The sequence below is a fragment of the Neobacillus vireti genome (assembly GCF_036962465.1).
GTDB classification, from domain to species: Bacteria; Bacillota; Bacilli; order Bacillales; family Cytobacillaceae; genus Neobacillus; species Neobacillus vireti_B.
On the sequence record NZ_JBALNF010000025.1, the window covers coordinates 195,530 to 220,462 of the forward strand.

Annotated in this window: 16 protein-coding genes; 14 read left to right on the forward strand and 2 right to left on the reverse strand. The window is 38.3% G+C overall.

Features of this window, described 5'->3' with window-relative positions:
• Positions 1 to 121: 121 nt before the first annotated feature.
• Positions 122 to 949, reverse strand: a complete 828-nt coding sequence (locus V7077_RS11460; RefSeq protein ID WP_335501513.1) for a carbohydrate ABC transporter permease — start codon at positions 947 to 949, stop codon at positions 122 to 124.
• Complete coding sequence (locus V7077_RS11465; protein WP_335501514.1) at positions 949 to 1,908, reverse strand: carbohydrate ABC transporter permease; 960 nt, start codon at positions 1,906 to 1,908, stop codon at positions 949 to 951. Before V7077_RS11465 ends, V7077_RS11460 begins: the two co-directional genes overlap by 1 nt.
• 217 nt (positions 1,909 to 2,125) lie before the next feature.
• Between V7077_RS11465 and V7077_RS11470 the strand changes: the two genes are divergently transcribed.
• The 14 genes from V7077_RS11470 (at position 2,126) to V7077_RS11535 (ending at position 24,874) form a co-directional block, all read left to right on the forward strand.
• Complete coding sequence (locus V7077_RS11470; protein ID WP_335501516.1) at positions 2,126 to 3,946, forward strand: sensor histidine kinase; 1,821 nt, start codon at positions 2,126 to 2,128, stop codon at positions 3,944 to 3,946.
• A complete protein-coding gene (locus tag V7077_RS11475) occupies positions 3,943 to 5,532 on the forward strand; it encodes a response regulator (RefSeq protein WP_335501518.1) in 1,590 nt (529 codons plus the stop codon). The genes V7077_RS11470 and V7077_RS11475 overlap by 4 nt, the downstream gene beginning before the upstream one ends.
• A gap of 228 nt (positions 5,533 to 5,760) precedes the next feature.
• Complete coding sequence (locus tag V7077_RS11480; RefSeq protein WP_335501520.1) at positions 5,761 to 7,557, forward strand: sensor histidine kinase; 1,797 nt, start codon at positions 5,761 to 5,763, stop codon at positions 7,555 to 7,557.
• On the forward strand, positions 7,532 to 9,124 hold the full coding sequence (locus tag V7077_RS11485) for a response regulator transcription factor (RefSeq protein ID WP_335501522.1): 1,593 nt from the start codon (positions 7,532 to 7,534) through the stop codon (positions 9,122 to 9,124). Before V7077_RS11480 ends, V7077_RS11485 begins: the two co-directional genes overlap by 26 nt.
• A 36-nt stretch (positions 9,125 to 9,160) precedes the next feature.
• Complete coding sequence (locus V7077_RS11490; protein ID WP_335501524.1) at positions 9,161 to 10,492, forward strand: ABC transporter substrate-binding protein; 1,332 nt, start codon at positions 9,161 to 9,163, stop codon at positions 10,490 to 10,492.
• Positions 10,493 to 10,888: 396 nt separating this feature from the next.
• Positions 10,889 to 11,791 (forward strand): ABC transporter permease, encoded by a 903-nt coding sequence (locus V7077_RS11495; protein WP_235744243.1) that lies wholly within the window; start codon positions 10,889 to 10,891, stop codon positions 11,789 to 11,791.
• Between the two features lie 24 nt (positions 11,792 to 11,815).
• Complete coding sequence (locus V7077_RS11500) at positions 11,816 to 12,700, forward strand: carbohydrate ABC transporter permease (RefSeq protein WP_222429641.1); 885 nt, start codon at positions 11,816 to 11,818, stop codon at positions 12,698 to 12,700.
• Between the two features lie 119 nt (positions 12,701 to 12,819).
• Entirely contained in the window at positions 12,820 to 14,454 is a 1,635-nt protein-coding gene (locus V7077_RS11505; protein WP_335501529.1) for an ABC transporter substrate-binding protein, read from the forward strand.
• Between the two features lie 94 nt (positions 14,455 to 14,548).
• Positions 14,549 to 15,529: a carbohydrate kinase family protein gene (locus V7077_RS11510; RefSeq protein WP_335501531.1), complete on the forward strand. Its 981-nt coding sequence runs from the start codon at positions 14,549 to 14,551 to the stop codon at positions 15,527 to 15,529.
• Positions 15,530 to 15,535: 6 nt separating this feature from the next.
• Positions 15,536 to 17,011: a glycoside hydrolase family 32 protein gene (locus V7077_RS11515; protein ID WP_335501533.1), complete on the forward strand. Its 1,476-nt coding sequence runs from the start codon at positions 15,536 to 15,538 to the stop codon at positions 17,009 to 17,011.
• A gap of 154 nt (positions 17,012 to 17,165) precedes the next feature.
• Complete coding sequence (locus V7077_RS11520; protein ID WP_335501535.1) at positions 17,166 to 18,290, forward strand: Gfo/Idh/MocA family protein; 1,125 nt, start codon at positions 17,166 to 17,168, stop codon at positions 18,288 to 18,290.
• Positions 18,291 to 18,349: 59 nt separating this feature from the next.
• Entirely contained in the window at positions 18,350 to 22,141 is a 3,792-nt protein-coding gene (locus tag V7077_RS11525; RefSeq protein ID WP_335501537.1) for a GH32 C-terminal domain-containing protein, read from the forward strand.
• A 395-nt stretch (positions 22,142 to 22,536) separates the two neighbouring features.
• Positions 22,537 to 23,550, forward strand: coding sequence for a LacI family DNA-binding transcriptional regulator (locus tag V7077_RS11530; RefSeq protein ID WP_335501539.1), 1,014 nt, complete (start codon positions 22,537 to 22,539; stop codon positions 23,548 to 23,550).
• 10 nt (positions 23,551 to 23,560) lie between these two features.
• Positions 23,561 to 24,874: an ABC transporter substrate-binding protein gene (locus tag V7077_RS11535; RefSeq protein WP_335501541.1), complete on the forward strand. Its 1,314-nt coding sequence runs from the start codon at positions 23,561 to 23,563 to the stop codon at positions 24,872 to 24,874.
• Positions 24,875 to 24,933 lie beyond the last annotated feature (59 nt).

The window sequence follows — 24,933 nt, forward strand, 5'->3', positions numbered from 1 at the left end:
TTTCCCTCCTGAATTATATATCTAATTTATAAATCCCTGCTGTCAGAACAAGCCGGCAGCAGAGGTTGACCCTAGTGAAAGTTGTCCAGCTTCAGCCCTAGTCAAGGCCTCCGCTTTTCGATTACTTGATAGAACCGCTCGTAATCCCTTTGATAATGTGTTTCTGCATTGAAAAGAAGAATATTAACAAAGGTATGATACCAAGAACAAGTCCTGCCAAAGCTAAATCCCATTGCTTGGTGTACTGACCAAAGAAGGAGAAGGTCGCTAATGGAATGGTTTTTAATTCCGGATCCTGAAGGACCAGTGATGGCAATAAGTAGTCATTCCAGATCCACAAGCTGTTTAGGATAACAATGGTTACGGTGATCGGCTTTAATAATGGAAAAACAATTCTCCAAAACACACCAAACCTTGTACATCCATCGATAATGGCTGCTTCTTCAAGTTCTACCGGGATTCCTTTGATGAACCCGTGATATAAGAAAATCGTCATCCCAGATCCAAAACCTAGGTACATAATAACAAGACCCCAGATACTGTTTAGTAAACCAAAATTACCAGCTGTTCTAATGAGCGGGATCATTATGGATTGAAACGGAATAATCATCGCTGCAACGAAAGTCATGAAAATTACATTACTAATTTTCTTTTTCGTTCTAACCAGCATATACGCTGCCATCGAACAAAAAACAACCAGAACAACGTTACTTATAACTGTAATAATGACGGAATTTGTAAATACCTTTAGATAATTCAATTTTTCAAAGGCATTCACATAGTTGTCGAACATAAGTGTTTTTGGTAAAGCAGATGTGTTCGTTAGAATCTCTGCAAAAGGTTTTAAAGAGTTTGATATCAGATAATAAAATGGGACTAAAAAGACAAGTCCAAGTAGGATGGCAAAGATTTCACCAATAAATGTTTTTCCTGTATATCTGTTTCCCATTATGATTCAACCTCCCTCTTCTTAGAAATTGTTACTTGAAGGATGGTAATTGCAGCAACCACAATGAAGAAAATTAATGCCTTTGCTTCACCGATACCATATCGGTTGTTAACAAATGCTTCCTTATAAATGTTAAGTGCTAACATTTCTGTCGATTTAAACGGTCCGCCGCCAGTTAGTGACAGGTTTGCGTCAAAAATTTTAAATGATGATGCAGTTGTTAAAAATAAACAGACGGTAACGGCCGGAGCTACTAGTGGCATTGTAATATGGCGAAGAATCTGCCATCTGTTTGCCCCATCGATTTTAGCTGCTTCAATTAATTCTTGCGGAACATTTTGCAAGGCTGCAATATAGATAATCATAATGTAGCCTGCTCCTTGCCATACACTTACAATGACAATTCCCCAGAACGCGGTATTAGCATCCCCTAACCAAGGTAATTCGAAAAATGGAATATGCGTTAACTGTCCAAGTGAAGCAAAGCCTTTAACAAAAATGAATTGCCAGATAAAGCCTAATAACAAACCTCCAACCATGTTTGGCATGAAGAAAACGGTTCGCAATATATTTCTTGTTTTCAACATCTGTGTAACTAGGATGGCTAAACCAAAACCAATCATATTTGTTAAAACAATGGCTACAACGGTATATTTGGTTGTAAGAATAAAGGAATCTTGAAATTGCTTGTCCTGTGTAAATAGGTATTTAAAGTTGTCGAGACCAACCCATTTGATATCTCCTGTTATTCCGTTCCAATCGGTGAATGCGTAATAGATACCCGTAAAGAAGGGAATTAAGACAATAATGGTAAACGCTAAAAATACTGGTCCGACAAATAGGGCAAACAACCCTGCGTCTTTTAGCTTCTTCTTTTTATTTAAAGAAGATGACTCTGAAATTTTTATACTAGCTTTGCCAGGTAATGCTGAACTTTCTAACTCACTGTGATTATTCACTGACTGCACCTCCTATACCTTCATTTTAGGGGTTTTGAAAAATTATGAAACGGCTTACATTGACCAATAGGGTGGAAAATATTGAACTGTCGATTTTTACATATTAAAATAGACACATTTTATTACGTTGTTTTCTTGTGCTAAAATGGTGGGGAATTTAGTATCACTTAGAAAAGGGGGGAGGCTAGTTCAAGTTTAGGGACTAGCCCAAGAGCTAATGCAATGGGGAATCCGAACTAAATTAATTATCACTCTGATGGCTGTCATTATACTCCCTTTTGGAATTGCCATTACGATCACGTATTATCAAACCACAAAGTCAATAAATGACCGCTTTGTCTCTACGAATCATGATTTAATTGTTAAAGGGGAAGCAGAGCTAAGCACTTATTTAGAAGATGTCGCACAAATGTCGACTGTTTTATATCGATATACACCATTTATGTCGGTAATGAGGGTTGGTATTTCTGACAACCTAAGCAGTAATCAAGAAGAAGTACGGAGAATGCTTGCCTATACCTTTAATTCCCGGCCAGAAGTCGAACAAATGCACCTTTATATAGATAAGGGGAAAGATTCCTTTACTAACTATCACTCCAGGATTAGCGGCAGGGGGAAATACGAGAGTATCTTGTCCAATCCCTTCTATTCCCGCTTAAGCCGGTCTCATGACTTTTCCGTTATTGAACCCCCTCATGAGATTTATAGTTACAATAACTTGTCGGTGATTCCTAATTCCGAGAAAAATCAGGTTTTAAGTTTCCATACGATTATTAGAGATGTACCACTAGATACTATTTTAGGCTTTGTATCTATTGATATTAATCTCTCCAAGATAAGAGATATTTCGGGAAGGTTATATACGGATGGGATTGAAGACTTATACATAATGAATGAAGATGGGGTTGTCGTGTATTCTTCAAAAAACAACGTAATTGGAAAGACCAATAAGGATGCCTGGTTTAAACAACTAAAAAAGGAACCGGAGGGTAATAAAAGTCTTGAATGGAAAGACGAAAAATTTTCAGGCGTTATTGTCTACCAAAAGTTCTCTGATTCGTTTAAAAACTGGTACATTGTTAAGAGAATTCCTTATAATGTACTTTATCAAGGAGCGAGGCAGACTGTATTTACCAATATAATCATTGTCATTATTACACTTATTATCGTTTTATTTGCTACTATGTTCATCTCTTTGAGACTCACTGCTCCAATCAAAGTATTAATCGCTAATATGAAAAAAGTAGAAAAAGGTGTGTTTGAAGCAGATTTTGAGTCATTAGGGAATGATGAAATTGGGATGCTGGGAAGGCATTTTAAATTAATGATTTCGAAAATAAATGAATTAATTGAACGCGAATATAAACTAGAGATTGAAAATAAATCTTCCCAGTTAAGGGTTCTCCAGTCCCAAATAAATCCGCATTTTCTCTATAATGCTTTTCAGTCGATTGGAACGCTTGCCTTAAAATTAAAGGCGGTTCAGGTGTATTCATTATTAAACTCATTATCGAACATCATGCGTTACAGCATGAATATGAAGGATGATATTGTCCCATTCTTAGCAGAGGTAAACCATGTTAAATCCTATCTTAATTTACAAAAGCAACGATTTGACGAACAGTTTGAGTTTGAATTAGATATTGAAAAAAGTATAGAAGAGGTTCTAGTACCGAAAATGATCTTACAGCCGATTGTTGAAAATTGTTTTAAGCACGGTTTTGATCAAAAGCTAGAAAAAGCAACTATTGTCATAACAGCAAGAGGTGAGCATGCCGATTATTTATGCATTTCTGTCCAAGATAACGGGATTGGTGTTAAGGAGGATGCACTTGAACAGCTTCGCCGGGAATTGGCCGGCAACGAGAGTGACGAAAAGTCAAAAAGCGCTGGTATTGGTTTGAAGAATATTTATGACCGGTTAAAGATTTATTATAGCAGTCAGGTAGAAATGGAAGTGGACAGCAGCGAAGAAGGCGGATTTACGGTTACGATAATCATTCCCAAAGATATTCAAAATGAGGTGGTACATCCATGAAAGTTTTAATCGTCGATGATGAAAAACACGTTCGTGAGGGAATTAATCTTCTCGGAGAATGGGAAAAGAATGGCATTACGGAGATTTATGAGGCCAGTAACGGTGAAGAGGCGATCCGGCTTATTCAAACTCTTCGTCCGGAAATCATTTTTTCTGATATGAAAATGCCTAAGATGGATGGTACACAGTTATTAGAGTGGATTAAAGAACATCAGCCAACTAGCAAAACGATTGTTGTCACTGGTTACGATGATTACCACTATATGCGTAAAGCCATTCATTTTGGCAGTTCAGACTATTTATTAAAGCCGGTTGATCCGGAAATATTAAACCAAACGTTGGAAAAAGTGGTAAAGGAGTGGAGACAAGAAGAAGAGGAACGGAATAGTAAAACAACCAGCTATCAATTAATAAATGAAATGAAGCCAGTTTACCGGGACCGGAAACTCACTCAATTATTGAATAGTGATAACCTTAAAGAAGAATGGTATGAAGAATTTGGTTTTACTAAAGCACAAAAATACCTTGTCGCTTTAGTTCGGATCAATCGGAAGGCAATCGAGGCTTTTCAAGGAGATCGGGATTTAACCTATTTTACTCTCTTGAACGTCATGAATGAGATTCTACAGGAAAAAGAGTGCGGCATAGCCTTTCGCTACCTGGCAAATAAAGGTGAAATTGTCATTGTGTTTTGGAATCGGTTTACCCAGATTGAAGAATTGCTGGGACGCATCTATAAAGCAATTCTGAATGTCATAAATGTTTCTTGTCATATTGCCGTTGGAATAGAGGTAAATAAAAGGAACAAATTAATGAATTCTTATCAACATGCAAAGCAGGTGCTATTAAACAGGAATGTATTAGATAGTATGGAGACCAAGGTTTACCGGCAAGATGTTCTTCATCCTCCGGAATTAAAAAATCTTTATGCCTATTCATCGGAAATTGAATTAGCTGTGCAAGCAAGTGAGATCAGGGCTTTTGAAGATTTGATTAAGAGAATTTCTAAAGATTATACGGAAGGCCATTATCTAGCCTGGAGCCAGTTGCTTCTTCTTGAGAATGAGTATCTCAATATTAGTAATCGCTGGTTTAAACAATTTGATATAGCCGTAAAAGTGTCGAATCATATTGAATATCGGGTGGATCCATTTTTTAACGAGGATGGTACATTCGAGCTGGAAGCTTATATTAACCGAACTTTACGGGAAGTTTCCATCTTTTTAAAGAGAGTAAAGCGAAAGACAGTCCAGAAAGGCAATAATGTCATCTATGAGATAGAGAAATATTTACAGGCAAACTTTGATCGGGATGTAAAGCTGCAAGAGATATCAGACCATTTTTATATTAGCAGAGAATATATTTCGAGAAAATTCAAGCAAGAGTTTAATGTTAATATTTCCGATTATGTGATCAAGATCCGCATGGAGCGGGCAAAATCATTATTAAGAAATAGTGAACTGAAAATCTATGAAATTGCCAGTATGATCGGTTATCAGGACGACAAGTATTTTCGAAAGGTATTTAAGAAGGTCGAAGGTATAACGCCCAATGAGTATCGGGAATTACATATTATTCAGAAATAAGCAGAGTCGAATTCGTATTCTGCTTATTTTTTTATATGTTCAATAAGCAGTGACCCAAAGGGGGGTATCTCTATTTTGGGTCACTTTTTTTATTTAAGACTTAGATTGACCAATAAAAATCTAATGGTAGGATGAGAAAGGTTATGTTAGATTGAATAAATAATACAACTTGATTAGAAAAAATGCATAATACTGTAAGGGTTTACTTAAGCCTTCAGGGGGACTGATATGTTTTTTTCCTTACGTAATCGTTTATTTATCGTATTTACTTGTTTATTAACAATCCCGTTAATTATATTGTCCTTTATTATACCAAGTTGGTTTACATCCATCATTGAAGAACAGACTCAGGAACTGACAGTGGAGGCTATGGACCAATATTCGCTTTTTATTGATTCCATCACAACGCAAGCGAAAGATTTAGGAAATCAGGTACTCGTGAACCAAACGACACAAAAATGGATCAAACTAGAAAGCAAGAATGCCAATATATCCGAGGGACAGAGGCTGCTACAGAAGAATCAACTCAAAATGCTGCTATCGTCGATGATGGTAAACAATTCAAATGGCATGTCGATTTCAGTTGTTTTGAATGATGGGACAGGGATTTGGGGAAATATCTCAAACTTAAATCAAGCAGCTTGGTATAAAGACTATTCTCAAAATAAACAGCGATATACTAAGTCGCATATTGATTTATTTCAGCCAACTCAAGGTAACATTAATAGCTATATTTTACCCCTCTTCGATATGAATACATTTGATACATATGGAATGATTAAGGTGAATTTTCCTTCAGAATTGCTTGAAACATCGTTGAATAAAACCAAGATTGGAACAAACGGACATGCTTATTTGATCAATCATAATGGCGAAAATATCCTGCCTGGAAAGATCCGAACTCCTAAAATGGTTTTGAAACAAACCTTAATTAAATTAAGCGATGCTAAAAATCAAAAGGGATTAATCCAAACGGATGATCATGGAGAAAAATATTTAGTTTTTTATCAAAAGTTAGGGGTAGGAGATTGGATTTTAATTAGTGAAGTTACCAAGTCTGAATTATTCGCTAAGGTCACGCGTTTACAACGGAACCTGCTGTTAACTAGTGCAATCGTGTTTTTAATAACAATTGTAGCTTCTTATATGATTTCTTCGAATATTGTTAGCCCTTTAGGTAAATTGGCAAAAGCAATGAGGTGTATTGAAAACGGTGATTTTTCCGGTGCCAAACGCTTTATGCCAATTATAAAATCAGCTAATAACGAGGTGGGTTACCTAATAACAGTCTCTAATCAGACGATTGATCGTTTGAAGAATTTAATTGAAACCGAATATGAGGCTAATTTACGCCAAAAAGATGCGGAATATAAAGCCTTATTATTACAAATCAATCCACACTTTTTAAATAATACGCTTGAAATTATTGGTGGATTAGCTATGCAAGGAAAAAATAAACAGGTTATGGATGTAAGTGTTCACTTAGGCCGAATGATGAGATATTCCTTGAACACGCATAGTGATATAGTAAATTTGGGAGAAGAGTTAAAGTATATCCACAGTTACACTGAAATATTAAAGCTAAGATATGAAGATGCTATATTAATTGAGATTGAAGAAGATTTAGAGACAAGAGGTCTTCCTATTATTAAATTTATTTTGCAGCCGCTCGTCGAGAATGCTGTGAAATATAGTTTTATTGAAAAGACGTCCGCAGAAATTTTCATTAAAACCAAGCAAAGTAACCATTTAGTATTTATTGTTATTGAAGATAAGGGGATCGGAATGTCTGAAGAAGTGATCTCCGATCTAATGAGTGTCGAAACGAAGAATAATATAAATAGTGTCCTTATGAGTAAAGGAAGCAGTATTGGACTTAGAAATGTACTAAGTCGTTTGAAACTTTACTATGGTCCAAATTTCTCATATACGATTGAAACTGAAAGGAATGCTGGCACACGGATTACGTTTTGTATCAATACAGATCGGGGTGATAGACATGTTGAAGGTGATCATCACAGATGACGAGATTCAGATTCGTAAAGGCTTACGAATGAAAGTGAACTGGGAAGAAGAAGGATTCCAAATAGCAGGAGAGGCGTCCAATGGAGCAGAAGCGCTTGAATTGCTTCGGGATTTGAATATCGATTTGGTTATTACGGATATGAGGATGCCGATTATGGATGGAATTGAATTAGCGAAACGTTGTCAGCAAGAATTTCCGAACGTAAGGGTAGTTGTTTTATCGGGTTATTCTGATTTTGAATATGTAAGAGGTTCATTGAAAGAAGGGGTCAAAGACTACTTGTTGAAACCCGTTGCCCCTGATGAATTAATAGAGGTATTGAGTAAGATTCGTAAGGAAGTGGAAGAAGAGAAGCGGATTCAAGCAGAATCGGCTCGATTGCGCAGGCTTGTTCATTCTCAGCTTCAAGAAGTTCAGGAGCAATATTTACTCTACCTTGTAAAAGAGGAATGGCTAGAGCTAAACATGGTAACAGAGAGATTGCGCCAATTGCAGTTAGAAGATCTTGTGAATGAAAAAGCAGAAGTACAATTTGTTACGGTAGAAATAAGAGAAAAGGAATACAATTCGAATCGATTAAAGGAACTATGGCTTCCCTTTCAGATGTTATGTAAAGAAATTGCAAAAGATCATCCCAAAACGTTTTCATTTTATGACCCTAGTTATGCAAATATGATTCAATTTTTAAAGGTTCTCGATTCCGACAATAGAGACAGTCCTTCAAGACTAGTAAAGGAAATACAGCAGACGGTTAAGAGACTCTTGAAATTAGAAACGGTTGTGGGAATTGGAAATGTTATTTGTGGAATTACAAATTTTAAGACTGGTTATATTTCAAGTTTACTTGCATGGAGCCAAAGCCAACTCGGCTCACAATCACAGGTATTGGATGGGGCGAATGTAAAAGAAGAAGTATTTGAGTTTTCACCCGAGATTGAAAGGAAGTTAACTAATGGAATTGAAAGTGTCAATTACGAGGCATTTAAAGAAAATATATACATTTTATTGGAAGGGAACCGAAACCTCTCAATTATGTCCTTTACCTTTGCGGCTAATCGAGTGTTATTTTTGTTAGGCTCACTCGCAAGAAAATATAATATCGAAACAAATGATTTTCAAAGGGTAATGTGGAATTGTCAGCAAAGCATTTGGGAACTCAATTCGCAAACTAAAGTAATTGAGCATCTTCTTCAATTAGCGAAGCTAATTATCGAGAAGGTCCATGTAGCGCGTTTTTCGAACGGAAAGGTTATCGTAGCAAGTGTTCAGCAATATTTGGAACAGCATTACGCAAGTGAAATTTCCCTTTCCATGCTATCAGAACTCTTTCATATCAATAGTGCACATTTATCCGAAACGTTTAAACATACTGTTGGACAGAATTTCAGCGATTATCTTGTTCAATTACGACTACAGAAGGCCCGGCAGTTCCTGGAAGATAAACAGCTTAAAATCATTGATGTGGCAAACTTGACTGGCTTTTCTAACTCAGGATATTTTAGTACCGTTTTTAAAAAGTATTTTGGACAAACCCCTGTTGAGTTCCGAAACTCACTAGATTCATAAGTTTACTTTTTAAAGCAGGAAGGTGAGGGAATGTAGATGAAAAAATGGTTATCTTTGATTACTTTTACCATTTTACTTATAAGTAGTTCCTTGTATGCGCTATCTTTCCTTGGTACATTCTCTAGCAGTAAAACAGAAAATGTTGAAAAACCAAATAAAACCAACCCAATCGTGCTAACCTTCTGGCGCAATAATGGAAATGCAGCAGAAAATAGAGCTTATGAAAAAATAGTTTCTTCTTTCGAAGCAGCTCATCCTGCTATTAAAGTTCATATGAAATCATTTCCTTATAGTGATTATGAAATAAGACTGCGAACCGAGCTTGCCACTGGAAACCCTCCTGATGTCCTGACGATTGACAGCCCAACCTTGGCGCTTTATGCCAATACAGGTTCATTATCATCACTCGACTCATATATGAGAAACGAGGGAAATATTGAGGATATTCCTGAATCGACATTAAAAGGAATGAGTTTTCAGGGGGACATTTACTTGGCTCCTCTCGTTGAATCTAGTATTGCATTATTTTATAATAAGCGGCTTTTTAAAAAGGCAGGCATACCTTTTCCGTCAGGCGATCCCAATAAGCCAATGACATGGGAGGAAGTGCTGCAGATTGCCAAGAAACTAACCCATCCTGAAAAGGGAGTGTATGGGATTGATCCAGCAGATGGCTTTAATGATGGCGAGTCTCCTGCTTATTTTAAAATGCCTCTCCTTTGGCAGTTTGGAGCGGACGCGCTAAGTCCAGATGGTACAACTGCAAGCGGGTATTTGGATTCAAAAGAGGCATTAAAAGCCCTGCAATTCTATCAAGATTTATATTATAAAGATAAAGTTGCCGGTTTTGAATTACCACCAGATCCATTTATATCAGGGAAACTCGCGATGACTGTTCTTGGCTCTTGGGCATTGAAGGATTTGGAAAATAGTTCTGAGTTTAAATTAGGTGAAGATTTTGGAGTTGCCCCTTTGCCAAAAGAGAAGTATCAAGTTGTTCCAAATGGAGGATGGGCCCTCGGTATCTCCTCCAAAACTAAATACTCAAAGGAAGCTTGGGAGTTTATCAAATATGTTACAAGTTATGAAGGGATAAAAATGTATGTCGAGGAAACAGGTGATATACCTGCTAGATACTCTGTTGCGAAAGACTTTCCTGAATTTAATCAATATCCTAAAAATATCTTTTTACAACAAGCACAAAAATTTTCTAAAAACCGCCCGGTTACCCCGGCTTATCCTGTGATCAGCGAAGCCCTAAAGACCTTATTTGAAGAAGTGGGGCTTGGTGGGTATGATGTTCGAACTTCGGCCGAAGAAGCGGTGGAGAAGATTAACACTAGTTTAAAACAAATCCAGAACCCATAAAAAGTAACCTCTAGTTCAAAACTAGAGGTTTTTTTATTTATTAAGCTGTGTTAAAGGTTATTTTAATTTTAAGCATGTTGATTGGAGCGGAAGGCGCGCAGACTCCTGCGGGAGTACGGGGTCTCCGGACCGCCCGCGGAAAGCGAAGCGCCTGTAGAGGAAATCAACAATTAAGATTAACACAGCCATTTGTTTCAAAAAAGTAACCGATTTCAAAGTGCCGAAATTATTAAATACCTTAAACCGAAAATATTGAAATATTCATAGGAGCCATTTTGTTAAAGTAAAGCCAGAAGAAGAAAATACCCCTGAGAGGAGGATACAATTGTGGAACAGATATACCAAAAGGTAGAGAATGGTTCAAACGAAGTAAGGAAAGCAGAAGCGGGCACCAAAATGTCGAGGAATTTAAAGTATATGAAGACCAACTATCAATTATATCTACTTGTTCTTCCAGCCTTAATCCTGCTTATTATTTTTAAATACGTACCCATGTACGGAGCCATTATTGCCTTCAAAGATTTTAATCCACTACAAGGAATTATGGGTAGTCCGTGGATTGGATGGAAGAATTTCGAGAAGTTCATGAGCACCCCAGATTTTATGGATCTCTTAAAGAACACCCTAAAATTAAGTGCCTTTGGATTAATATTTGGCTTTCCTGTACCTATTATTCTAGCACTTATGATTCATCGAATTAAAAGAGTGTCCATTAAGAAAAATATTCAATTAGTCTTATATGCTCCAAATTTTATTTCAGTCGTTGTGGTAGTTGGGATTGTTTTTATTTTCCTATCACCGGTTGGACCTGTTAATCGTTTCATCACTTTTTTGGGTGGAGACAGTATCTCTTTCATGACAGAACCTAGTTATTTCAGGTCGATCTATATTATAAGTGATATTTGGCAATTTGCAGGTTGGGCCTCGATTGTTTACTTAGCAGCACTTTCCAATGTAAGCCAGGACTTAATTGATGCTGCAAAAATAGATGGAGCTAATATATTGAAGCAAATACGTCATATCGATTTGCCAACGATTAAACCGATTATGGTGATTCAATTTATTTTAGCTGCCGGAAACATCATGAGCCTTGGGTTTGAAAAAGCGTATTTATTGCAAACATCAATGAACCTTCCTACATCTGAAATATTGCCTACCTATGTTTATAAAATTGGCTTGCAGATGGGGGACTATGGTTACTCAACAGCAATTGGCCTTTTCAACGCAGTGATTAATGTCATCTTACTAATCAGCGTTAACCAAATCGTAAAACGGTTAAATGAAGGAGAAGGTATATAAATCTACTAGATGGAGGTGAGAGGTATGTTTAAGCATCAAACGAGGGCTGATAAAGTCATCTTAACAACAAACGGGATTATCCTGACCTTAATCGTATTTGCTATTTTAATCCCCTTAATTTATGTCATTTTGGCATCGTTTACAAATCCAGCAACTTTGTTAAACAGTGGGATTACCCTTAATCCATCCAAATGGACACTTCAGGGATATTCACGAGTATTTAAAGATGGATCACTATTAATAGGTTTTAGGAATTCACTTTTTTACTCCACGGCTTTTTCGATTATTTCAGTTACAATCACGTTATTCGCCGCTTATCCATTATCAAGGAAGGATTTTGTCGGCAGAAAACTAATGATGACTCTCTTTATTATAACGATGTTTTTTGGCGGGGGATTAATCCCAACGTATCTGCTAGTCAAAAATTTAAATATGCTGGATACGATTTGGGCCATTTTATTACCAGGTGCTGTAAATGTATGGAACATTATTTTAGCAAGAGCCTACTTTCAAGGCATCCCAGATGAATTACGAGAAGCCGCTATTGTTGACGGTACATCGGAAATCCAGTTTTTCTTTAAAATACTGCTTCCATTAAGTAAACCAATCATAGCGGTATTAGTGTTATATCAATTTGTCGCACAGTGGAATTCTTATTTTGATGCCATGATTTATTTAAAAAGCGAGAATTTACAGCCCTTACAAATTGTCCTTCGATCAATTCTTGTTCAAATGCAGCCTAGACCTGGCATGATTCAAGACGCACAAAACACAGCCCAGCTGCAGCAAATTGCGGAAATGGTCAAGTATTCAAGTATTGTCATTTCCAGTTTGCCGCTAATAATAATCTATCCATTCTTCCAAAAGTACTTTGAAAAAGGAGTAATGGTGGGTTCAATAAAGGGTTAAAAAATTAATTTTAAATTAATGGCTCTGTTAATCTTGAATGTTGATTTCCGCTCCAATCAACGCTGAAAATCAACAATAACCATTAACACAGCCAAATTAATAAATGGGGTGAAGGGATTATGAAAAAAAAGAAAAAGATGAGTTTTTTAATAACAGCAGCGCTTGTTACAAGTTTACTAGCTTCAGGTTGTTCGAATTCCGCCAGTTCGAAAAAAGAGGCAGATGGGGCCAATTCATCACCAAAGTATGAACTGAAAAATATCAATTTTCCATTAGATAAAAAGGTGACACTTAAATTTTTAACACAAAGTTCACCAATTGCGCCAAAGGATCCAAATGATAAATTAATTTGGAAAAGAGTAGAAAAAGATACAAATGTTCATATCGATTGGACGAATTATCCTTGGGAACAATTTGGAGATAAAAGAAACTTGGAGCTTGCTAGCGGCGACCTGCCGGATGCCGTTTTTCATGCTGGCTTAAGCGATAATGATATTCTGAGATACGCGAAACAAGGAGTTATTGTCCCTGTAGAAACACTAATTGAAAAATATATGCCAAATTTCAAGAAAGTTCTAGATACTCGTCCGGAATATAAAAAATTAATCACTGCTTCGGATGGACATATCTATTCCTTCCCATGGATCGAGGAACTTGGCAGTGGGAAAGAAGCGATTCAAGCGTTAGATGACATACCTTGGATTAATAAGAAATGGTTAGATGAGTTAGGTTTAAAAATGCCGACAACTACTGATGAGTTAGAAAAAGTCTTAATTGCGTTTAAAGAAAAGAAGCCTGAGGGGAAAAATGATATCATTCCAATGTCGTTCATGATCAACCATGGCGGTGAAGATCCGGCTATGCTCTTAGGTGCCTTCGGATCAGGCGATAACTATGATCATTATGTAGTATCTGAAGATAAAAAAGTCATGTATACAGCAAACCAAGAGGGATATAAAAAGGGAATTGAATGGCTTCACCAGCTTCAACAAAAGGGTTTAATCGATAAGGAGGCCTTTACGCAAGATTGGAATACGTATGTGGCCAAAGGGAAAAACGGTCGCTACGGCTTATACTTTACGTGGGACAGAGCCAATATTTCTGGTAATAATGAAGATTATGTTCCACTTCCTCCATTAAAAGGACCAGATGGGCAGATCAATGTAGCAAGGACCAATGGATATGGTTTTGATAGGGGCCGAATGGTCGTTACAAGTGCAAACAAGAATCTTGAATTAACAGCAAAATGGATTGACAAGGCTTATGAACCAATTCAATCTGTACAAAATAACTGGGGTACTTATGGAGATAAGAAGCAACAAAATATCTTTGAACTTACCAGCAATGGTTCTCTAAAACATTTACCGCTTGGTTCCGCTTCACCTTGGGATATTAGACAAAAAACAAATGTTGATGGACCTTTGGCCGTTTTAAATAACTACTATGGAACGGTTACGACCATGCCAGATGATGCTGCATGGAGACTTGATATCCTGCATAAAATATATGTTCCTTTTATGAAAGCAACCTATAATTATCCACCAATTTTCTTAAATAAAGAGGATCAAGATCAATTAACACAACTAGAGACAGTAGTAAAACCATATGTGGAAAGAAAGAAAGCGGAATGGATTTTAAAAGGTGGTATTGAAAAACAATGGGACGACTATTTAAAACAATTGGACAAAAACGGACTTCCAAAGCTATTAGACATTAAACAAAAAGCTCTAGATAAGTATAATGCTGGGGAATAAGTTAGTAGATTATTAAATGAAAGAATGACCTTCCAAGCCGAAACAGAATTTCGTTTCTGTTCGGCTTATTTTTTATAAAGTTAGGTGAGTAGACATGTTCGATGTAACGGCAGTGGGTGAATTATTGATAGACTTTACGCCAGCAGGTAAATCAGAAACTGGTGAAGTTCAGTTTGAAAGGAATCCAGGAGGAGCCCCAGCAAACGTTCTTGCAGCACTAGCTAAGTTAGGAAAAAAAACTGCGTTTATTGGTAAGGTAGGTAATGATCAGTTTGGTCATTATTTACATTCTGTTTTAGGGAAGAATAACATCAACACGAAGGGTCTTGTGTTCTCGAATGAGACAAATACAACACTAGCTTTTGTACATTTAGATGAACAGGGGGATCGGTCTTTCAGTTTTTATCGTAATCCTGGGGCGGATATGATGTTAAAAGAGCAAGAAGTCAATCTAGAGTTACTAGATCATACGCGTATCTTCCATTTCGGGTCGATATCAATGACACACGAACCTGCTGCTTCTGCCACTTTAATGGCGCTTAAGTATGCGAAAGAAAAGGGTCATCTCATCTCTTTTGATCCTAATTTAAGAGTGAATCTTTGGGAGAGTTTAAGTCATGCAAAGGCTATGTTTAATGTAGGTTTACAATATGCCAATGTTTTAAAAATATCTGAAGAGGAGCTTGAATTTATCTCCGGCTCGAAAGACCCTCATACGGGAACAGATTATATTTATAAACAATACCATACCGAATTAATCTTCGTTACGATGGGGGCTGAGGGTTGTTATTTTCGATTAGGAGAAAAAGTAGGAAAATGCAGTGGTTATAAGGTAGAGTCAATCGATACAACAGGTGCAGGAGATGCCTTTTTAGCGGGCATCCTTTATCAAATACTTGAGAATAATCGTTTGCTATCTAATTTGAGTTTGGAAGATGTAGAGCAAATGGTATCATTTGCAAATGCAGTAGGAGCATTAGCAACAACGAAAAAAGGGGCGATCCCTGCTATGCCATCCCTGGAAGAAATTAATGCATTAAGAGACAACCAAATTCTATGTGAACAGGAGAATTGAATCATAATGAATAAAACTGATGTGAAAGAAAAATTTCGTCCGCAGTATCATTTCTCACCGGAATCAAACTGGATGAATGATCCAAATGGGATGGTTTACTATGCCGGGGAGTACCATTTGTTTTATCAGCATCATCCTTACGGAACAACATGGGGTCCGATGCATTGGGGCCATGCCGTTAGTAAGGATTTAATCCAATGGAATCACCTTCCTATCGCATTGGAACCTGACGAGCATGGTGATATTTTTTCTGGCAGTGTGGTAGTTGATTGGAATGATTCAACAGGATTTTTTCAAGGTGCTTCTGGTCTAGTAGCGATTTTTACACATGCTGACCAATATCCGGATTCAGATCGATCAAGGCAGAGACAGAGTCTTGCCTATAGTACGGATCATGGCCGTACTTGGACTAAATATGAGGAGAATCCCGTATTAACGGAGGAATCTATCACTGATTTCCGTGATCCGAAAGTATTCTGGCATGAGGATAAGAATAAGTGGATAATGGTTCTGGCTGCGGGGAACCATGTAAGGTTTTATAGTTCAGACAACCTAATATCTTGGGAGTTTGCTAGTGAATTCGGTGCTCAAGCTGGATCCCATGCTGGTGTCTGGGAGTGTCCTGACATCTTTAAGTTACCGGTTGACGGAAATAAGGATTCGAGCAAATGGGTGATGATTGTAAGTATTGGTAATGATACTGCATTTGCTGAGGGTTCAAGAACACAGTACTTTATCGGTGAATTTGATGGTATCTCGTTCACCAATGATAACTCTGATGACACAGTTCTTTGGCTTGACCATGGAAGAGATAATTATGCTGGAGTAACATGGTCAGATATTCCACATGAAGATGGACGGAGGCTCTTTATTGGCTGGATGAGTAATTGGAAATATGCGAATGAAACCCCAACCGTCGGGTGGAGAAGTGCCATGACCCTTCCGAGGGAGTTATCATTAAAAGAAACCTCCGATGGCGTTAGACTTATTCAAGCTCCAGTGGCTGAGCTTGAAAAAATCAGAGGGGAAAAACGGTCATGGGATCAGTTCATTCTTAAACCAGAGAAAAATGTTTCAGTTGACGTTAGTGGAAATCTTTTAGAAATTATTGCTGAATTTGAACTGCAGTCGGAAACAGAATTTGGTATCAAATTTCGCAATTCTGATTCAAAGGAGACCATAATAGGATATGACGCTGTAAATGAATTCCTTTTTGTTAATCGGATTAACTCGGGGGTTACTGAATTTAACGAATATTTTCCTTGTATGCATGGAGCTTCGTTAAAGTCGGAAAATAATAGAATTAAACTGCAAATTTTTGTTGATAGTTCATCTGTCGAAATTTTTGCGAACAATGGCCAAGTGGTGATCACGGATTTAATCTTCCCTGATCCTAAAAGCACGGCGATTGAATTATATACCACAGATAAGAAAGTTAAATTAGCCTCGTTAGCGATCGTTCAATTGGCTTCGATTTTTTAATGACTACATCCAGTCTTGCTTTTTCTGAACTGCTGAAGTTTATTGTTATTTCAAATTAAATGATTTATTTGAGTAAGGGCAGATTTCAACCTGAGTGAACCTGCCCTTTTTCTTTCATTAATTGAGCATAAATCACATAATAGGAGGGCATTTCATGCAATTAGGCTTTATAGGATGTGGAATTATTGCAATTGAACATGTTGAAGGATTAGCGGAGTTAAAGAACAAAGGACTCGAAACATTTGAATTGTCAGCAGTATGTGACATTCAGATAGAAAGAGCTGAACATTTTGCCTTAGAGGTGGAAAAACGGTTAGGAAAACGGCCGGCTGTATATGCTGATTATCGTGTGATGTTAGAAAAAGAACCATTAGATGCCGTATCTGTTCTGGTTAACCATGATTTGCATCATACAGTAGCTGAAGATTGTTTTACTGCGGGGGTAAATGTGCAAATGCAAAAGCCGTTAGCAATTTCCCCTTCTTTTGGTCAGAAAATGATTTCTGATGCCAAAAAGTATAATCGTGTTCTAACAGTTTCAGAACCAAGTGTGTTAGGTGCAGCAAATGTTGCGATGGTGAAGGCTGTAAAAGATGGAATAATTGGTTCTGTTTCTTTAATTATGGATTATGCGACAGTTTCCCTAAATCGAGGATTTTTCGCTGGTACTCCGTGGAGGCATATGAAGGGTAAAGCTGGGGCTGGCTGGATTAATGATCACGGTGTACATCGAACACACTTCTTTACTGAAATTAACGGAGTGATTGATGAGGTTTTTGCCTATACAGAAATTTTTGAAAAAGAATTAAGTAATGGTGAAGTGACAATTAAACCTACTGGAGAGGATACGGCAGTAACAGTATTCAAATTTAATAATGGGGGACTTGGACATTGGATGTGTGCCACATCAGCCCATGGTGAAGGAACCGGAGGTGTGTGGATTTATGGGAATAAAGGATGTCTTCGTCCGGGGCAGCATGTAGCACTTGAAGATGGAAAAAGAATATTAATACCAGAGCTAATTGAAAGATATGCATCGGATATTGTTAAACATCCATTAGCCCACTCCTATGTAGAGTTATGGGATGCAATAGTTAAAAACAAGATACCTATTTCTTGTGCCCAAAGAGGCCTAGAAGCATTAGGAGTTGTATTTGCTGCGCTAGAATCCGCAACAATTGGCCAGCCAGTCAAAGTTAAAGACATCCTAACTGGTAAAAAGCACAAGTATGAAAGTACAGTTTTTGATGAGATGGAATCTAAAGAAGTGAAATTATAATCGAGCTCAAATAAAAATATGAATCTAGTAATTATTGTATTTGGAAGAGAGGGTAAAGGATGAAATGGACTTTGAAAAAATGGACTTTTGTATTTTTGTCAATCGTGCTTATCGCAGCTGCAATGGGAACGATTTTTACTCATCCTACGACAGGAAGGGCAACTGAATCGTCAGAAAGCGGGGAGGGTTCAACTATTATTGACAACGCAACCAAAGCAAATACGAATCTAAGAGACTGGCAAGTGAAAGGGAAAGGCACATTAGAAGACACAGAGCAGGGACTTTTGCTCACTTCAGAACCTAAAGAAAATGTCATGGCGATATCGGGTATTACAACTGAAGATTTTATTTATGAAGCCGATGTAAAAATCATCGACAAGAACGCAGACTCCACATTAGTGTTCCGATCAAATGAAGATGGCTGGGACTCGTACATGCTGCAAATCGTGCCAAATGCGGGAATTATTCGTCTTCGTGATGCTCGTGATGAGTCGAGATTAAAAGTCGAACACCAAGTGAACCTGCAAGAAGGAGGAATCTATCACCTGAAGGTAAAAGCGGTTGGTGATCATCTCCAGGTTTATTGGGGGGATCATTATGCTCCTGTCTTTGATGTCCATAACGATTTATATAAGAAAGGGTTTCTTGGTCTTAACGTATGGGACGGATCTGCCTTATTCCAAAATGTAAACGTTAGCAAACTATCTAGCAATCTAGGATCTTTTCAATATAAGGAAGGAAGCTGGGAACCAAACATCAAAGGGTTGAAGGGAATTGCCGTTGATTGGGTGAAAGCCAAGCAAATCTTTAAAAGAAGTGAAAGCGACTTTGTTCTTGAAGGAAATATATCATTTGACCAAGATCTAGCGGAAGCTGGCCTATTATTTCGTACAAATGAGCAAGGAACTACGGGGTATCAAGCGGTACTTATCAAAGAAGGAAACTCGGTCAAAGTTCAATTAGAGAAAGCGGACGGTACTGTACTTAAAACATCAGCCCGCGACTTTCAGACTCAAGAAGGTACCATACACCATCTTGAAATTATCACAAACGGCAATCAAATTAAACTTTATGTTGATGGGTATACGGATGCAGCGATAATTGTGACGGATACGAGTTACAGCACAGGCTTTGCCGGTTTTACCGTTGCATCAGGGACTGCATACTTCCAAGATACTTATCTTGTTCCAGCATCAAGCTATTATACGGAAAAATATCGGCCAGATTATCATTATACTCCAGCCCGCGGCTCTGTAAGTGATCCAAATGGACTCGTCTATTTTGAAGGTGAGTATCATTTGTTCCATCAGGATGGAGGAACTTGGGCTCATGCAGTAAGTAAAGATCTGATAAATTGGAAGCAGCTTCCTATTGCGTTACCATGGAATGATTACGGACATGTATGGTCCGGTTCTGCCATAGCAGATGTAACAAATGCCTCAGGTTTATTCACTAATGCTGGTGGTAAAGGGCTGATTGCCTACTATACTTCATTTAACCCAGATGGACCTAATGGTAATCAGCGGGTTGGTCTTGCCTATAGTACCGATCAAGGGCGTACATGGAAGTATTCAACAGAGCACCCCATCGTTATCGAGAATCCGGGTAAAAATGGTGACGATCTAGGCGGGTGGGATTTCCGTGATCCAAAAGTGGTCCGAGATGAGACGAACAATCGGTGGATTATGGTTGTATCTGGAGGAGACCACATTCGTTTCTTTACTTCAACTAACTTAATAGATTGGAAGCTTACCGATAATTTTGGTTATGGAGATTATGTTCGCGGTGGTGTCTGGGAATGCCCTGATCTTTTCGAACTTTTAGTAGACGGTACAGGGGAGAAGAAATGGGTTCTGATGATCAGTACAGGAGCCAATCCGAAGACCCAAGGATCCGATGCGGAGTATTTTATTGGTAATCTAACAGCAGAGGGAAAATTTATTAATGATAATCCAGCGGGTGCGGTGCTGAAAACGGATTACGGGAAGGAGTTCTATGCGTCGACGTCCTTTGCCAATATGCCGGAAAACCGCCGTGTAATGTTGGCGTGGATGACCAACTGGGATTATCCATTTGCATTCCCAACGACGGGCTGGAAGGGAGAACTGACCATTCCAAGAGAGGTAAGTTTGGTGAAAACAGATGATGGACTCAGACTTGCACAGACACCGATTCAGGAACTTCAGACCATTCGAAGTACCATTTTTCAAGCGCAAAATAAGGTAGTCAGTCCAATCAATGCTTCGAATTTGATGAAGGGAATCTATTCAGGCGCTTTTGAAATAGAAGCGGAGATTGAAATCCCTGCTGACAGTAAAACAACCGAATTTGGATTTCATGTTCGTGAAGGGGCTGGCCAAAAAACGGTTGTTGGGTACAAAACAGAGGAAAACCAATTATTTGTCGATCGTGCTGATTCAGGAGAAACTGATTTCTCAAGCCTGTTTTCCACTTTACATGAAGCACCTTTAAAACTAGATAATAAACGTATCAAACTGAATCTATTTGTAGATGATTCTTCGATTGAGGTATTTGCTAATGATGGAAAAGTAGTTTTTTCTGATGTCATTTTCCCTGATCCATCAAGTCGCAGCATCAACTTCTACACAAAGGGCGGCGAGGTGAAGGTTGTATCCTTAAAAGTCCATTCGCTATCCAATACCTGGAACCCATACGGTGATGAGGGCACCAGTATTGTTATGGATTCAAATCAAAGAGAGATGAATATAGGTGATTCTCTCACTTTATTTGCTTCCGTGAAAAACGGAAAAGGAAAGGGAACGCAGCCAATAGAGTGGAAATCGAGTAATCCGAATGTGGTGAAGGTTGCCTCCTCAGCTAACTCCAAAGCTGTACTTAAAGCGGGAAGCAAAGGAGAAGCCATTATTACCGCCTCTGAACCAAATGGAAAGGCTTCTGCAAGTGTTGTGGTAAGAGTGTATGAGGGTGAATTCTATACGAATCTAACAGGATGGAAATCTGATCTTTCAGTCTCCCACTGGACCGTTACCGAAAATGGAATTCGTGGTACGTATACAAGTGATGCCAACTATGTGGCCAAGGAAACAGCGGGAGACTTTACGTATGAAACAGATATGATGCTGGGACAATCAGGAGGGGCAGGTTCTATTCTTTTCCGGGCAAGTGAAGATGGCAGAAGCGGTTATTACTTCAATCTTGATCCTAATATGAAGGCTTTTCGATTATTTTACAAGATTGATGGTGGCTTTGAGGACCGAATGACCATTGCGAAAGTCCCCGCCTTTATTCAACCAGGAAAGACATATAAGGTGAAAATCGAAGCAAAAGGTCCTCACATCCAGATCTATGTGGATGGCCAGAAAGTCATCGATTTACAGGATGGGACCTTTGCAGAAGGACATTTTGGGTTAAATGTATTTGGAGGGCAAGTTTCCTATCAGAATGTGAATGTCAGCAATCTGTCTTCGGCCGATTTAACCGTTACAAGCTTTACAAATAAGGCATTAGGCAAAGCGCTTTATACAGCTAAGTCAGAGAATGGTGAGCCTGTAACAATAATTGATTCTGACAAAGCTGTAAGCTGGACTTTAGTACCAACGGGTGACGAATACGCTTCTTATTCAATTCGCACTGAGGAGGGAAAGGCACTTGACCTGGATACAGGGCAAAATAAAATTCAGCTCTACAATTATCTTGGCTATAACAATCAGCGCTGGATTCTTACAAAAAATGATAATGGTACGGTAACCATTACATCTGTTCATAACGGGAAGGCACTTGAAATATCAGAAGCGGGCATTTTGACCCTAAACGATAGGAACCCGGATCTAGAGCGCCAGCAGTGGACCTTTTCAACTGCAATTAAATAAAGTTCCAAAAGAAAAGCATTCGAAGTACGTACAGCGTGGAATGCTTTTTCTTTTGTATTCGTAGGAAGCCCGATTACAAAAATAGCAGAATAGTATATGTTTTCATTAGATGGTCTATGTCTTATTATTAGTAGCAAGAAGAATTATTCAAAATTAATAGAATGGTAATTAAAAGAAAATGACCTTGGTTTGTTTGTTATCAAACTAGGTCATTTTCTTTTTTTACTAGCTAGATTTTACAGTATAAAAATATTTTTTTGAAATCTATAACTTTTCTGAAAGTATGTATTGAAATTGGAAGGGTAATCCATTAAAGTAAAAATGTAATCGCTTACTGAGAACGATTACAACTAGAGAGAATATCTTTTTAAAGGAGGGAAAAGGGGGAATTTTGTTTGGCAACCATTGCTGATGTAGCAAAACGAGCAGGGCTATCAAGAGCAACCGTTTCAAGGGTGCTTAACAATCACCCAAATGTTACAGAAGATAAAAAAAAGTTAGTTCGTGAAGCAATGGAGTCGTTAAAGTATGTTCCAAATACAACTGCTCAGCGGCTTCGGAATCAAAGAACAGATACCATTGCCATAATAGTTCCAGTCCTTACAAATCCATTTTTTGCTTACTTACTGGAATCGATGGATATGGTAGCAACAAAGAACCATCTTCAATTACTTATTTGCCAAACGAGATATAGCAAACAGAAAGAACTTGATTTTCTGGAGCTATTAAGAAGAAAACAAGTAGACGGTTTAATCTTAACTTCCTATGAAAATGAGTGGAGAAAAATTGAACCATTTGCAGCGTTTGGCCCCATGGTTTTGTGCAATGAATATGAAAGAAATACAAAAGTGCCGATCATTCGAATGGATCAATTTGAGGCCAGCTACATAGGAACACGGCACTTGATCGAACAGGGCCATGAGCGAATCGCATGCACCTGTGGCGATAAAAGTAACTTAGCTAAGGATAGACAAGCGGGGTACAGGAAAGCGCTGGCGGAAAAAGGACTATTGGTTCAAGACGAATGGATTTTTTCAAATGTATTCGACCTTGAAGATGGTAAAAGGGTTTTTAGATCGATGATGTATTTGAAAGATGTACCTACAGCAGTTTTTACGGGAAGTGACCAAGTGGCGGCTGGAATGATCATGGCAGCTAAGGCGGTAGGTAAAAGTGTGCCAGATGATATTGCGATCATTGGCTTTGATGACCAGCCAATTTGCAAAGTGATAGAACCCGCACTCACAACCATTAAACAACCCATTGAAGAACTTGGAAAAACAGCCATGGAAGTAATGATTGATCTTATTGCTTTTAAGAAAGAACTCAACCACCAAGAGATTCTATTACCCTATGATTTGGTAATTAGAGATTCAACAATGTCAAAATTGAAATCGATTTCAATATAGGGGGAAGAACATGAAAAAATCTAATAAAGCCAAACTTTTAGCCGTTTTTGCTACTTTATCCTTGGCACTTGCTGCCTGTAGTTCCGATCAAACAAGCACAAAGGAAAAGCCAGCTGGTGACAAGACAAAGACCGCGGCCGAGCAAAAAGTAAAACTCGTGTATGCACGCGGAAAGGATGTTACAAAGGGAACAGAAAAAATGGTCGAAGCGTTTGAAGCGACACATCCAAATATTGATATCCAGTTCCGGGAAATGCCCTCCGATACAGGAAAGCAGCATGATGCATATATAACCGCTTTTAATGCAAAATCCTCTGAAATTGATGTTATTGATATGGATGTAATTTGGCCTGCTGAATTTGCACAAGCTGGCTATGTGCTTCCACTTGACCGCTTTATCCAGCAAGATGGAATTAACTTAAATGAATATAACCAGGGGGCTTTAGGGGCAGCCCAGTTTAACGGAAAACAATGGGCCCTTCCTAAATTTGTTGATGCAGGACTTCTTTTCTATCGAAAGGATTTAGTTAAAGCAGACGAAGTACCAAAGACGTGGGATGAGCTATTGGCAAAGGCAAAGGAAAAGAAGGGACAGGGCAACACTAAATTTGGTTATGTTTTCCAATCGAAACAGTATGAAGGACTTGTGTGCAACGCTGTAGAATTTGTTGCTTCTTACGGCGGAGCGTTTATCGATAAAAGTGGGAACGTAGCCGTGAATAGTCCTGAAGCAATCAAAGGTTTAAAGAAATTAGTGGAAGTGGCTAAGTCTGATGTAGTACCTGGTAACGTTACTACTTTTACTGAGGTTGAATCAGACCAAGCCTTTATTGAAGGCCAAACCGTGTTCTTACGTAACTGGCCATATGAATACGCAAGTGCCAACGACAAAGAAAAATCCAAAATTGTAGACCAGGTAGGTGTAGCACCTCTTCCAGCAGGTGACAAAGGATCCGCTGCTGCACTAGGCGGCTGGATGGCTGGTATCAATAAGTATTCTAAACATCCAAAAGAAGCCTGGGAGTTCCTAAAGTTCATGGCTGGTGCTGAAGGTCAAAAGATTGATGCAATTTATGGCGGACATGCTCCAACGATTACTAAGCTTTACCAAGATCAAGAGATTCTTAAAGCTAACCCAACTTTTGCTGATAAAGGCTTCGTAGATGGCTTAAGTGCAGCAGTTTCTCGACCAGTAGCTCCGAATTATCCGGAAATTTCTGAGATTATTCAAATTAATATATCAAAAGCAATTGCAGGGGAACAAACCGTTGAACAAGCGGCTCAAACTATGGAAAAAGAAATGAAGGCAGCCCTTAATCAATAACATTAGAAGCTAGGAGATTAGCCTTCACTTTGAAGGCTAATCCGCTTTTATCCCTAAAA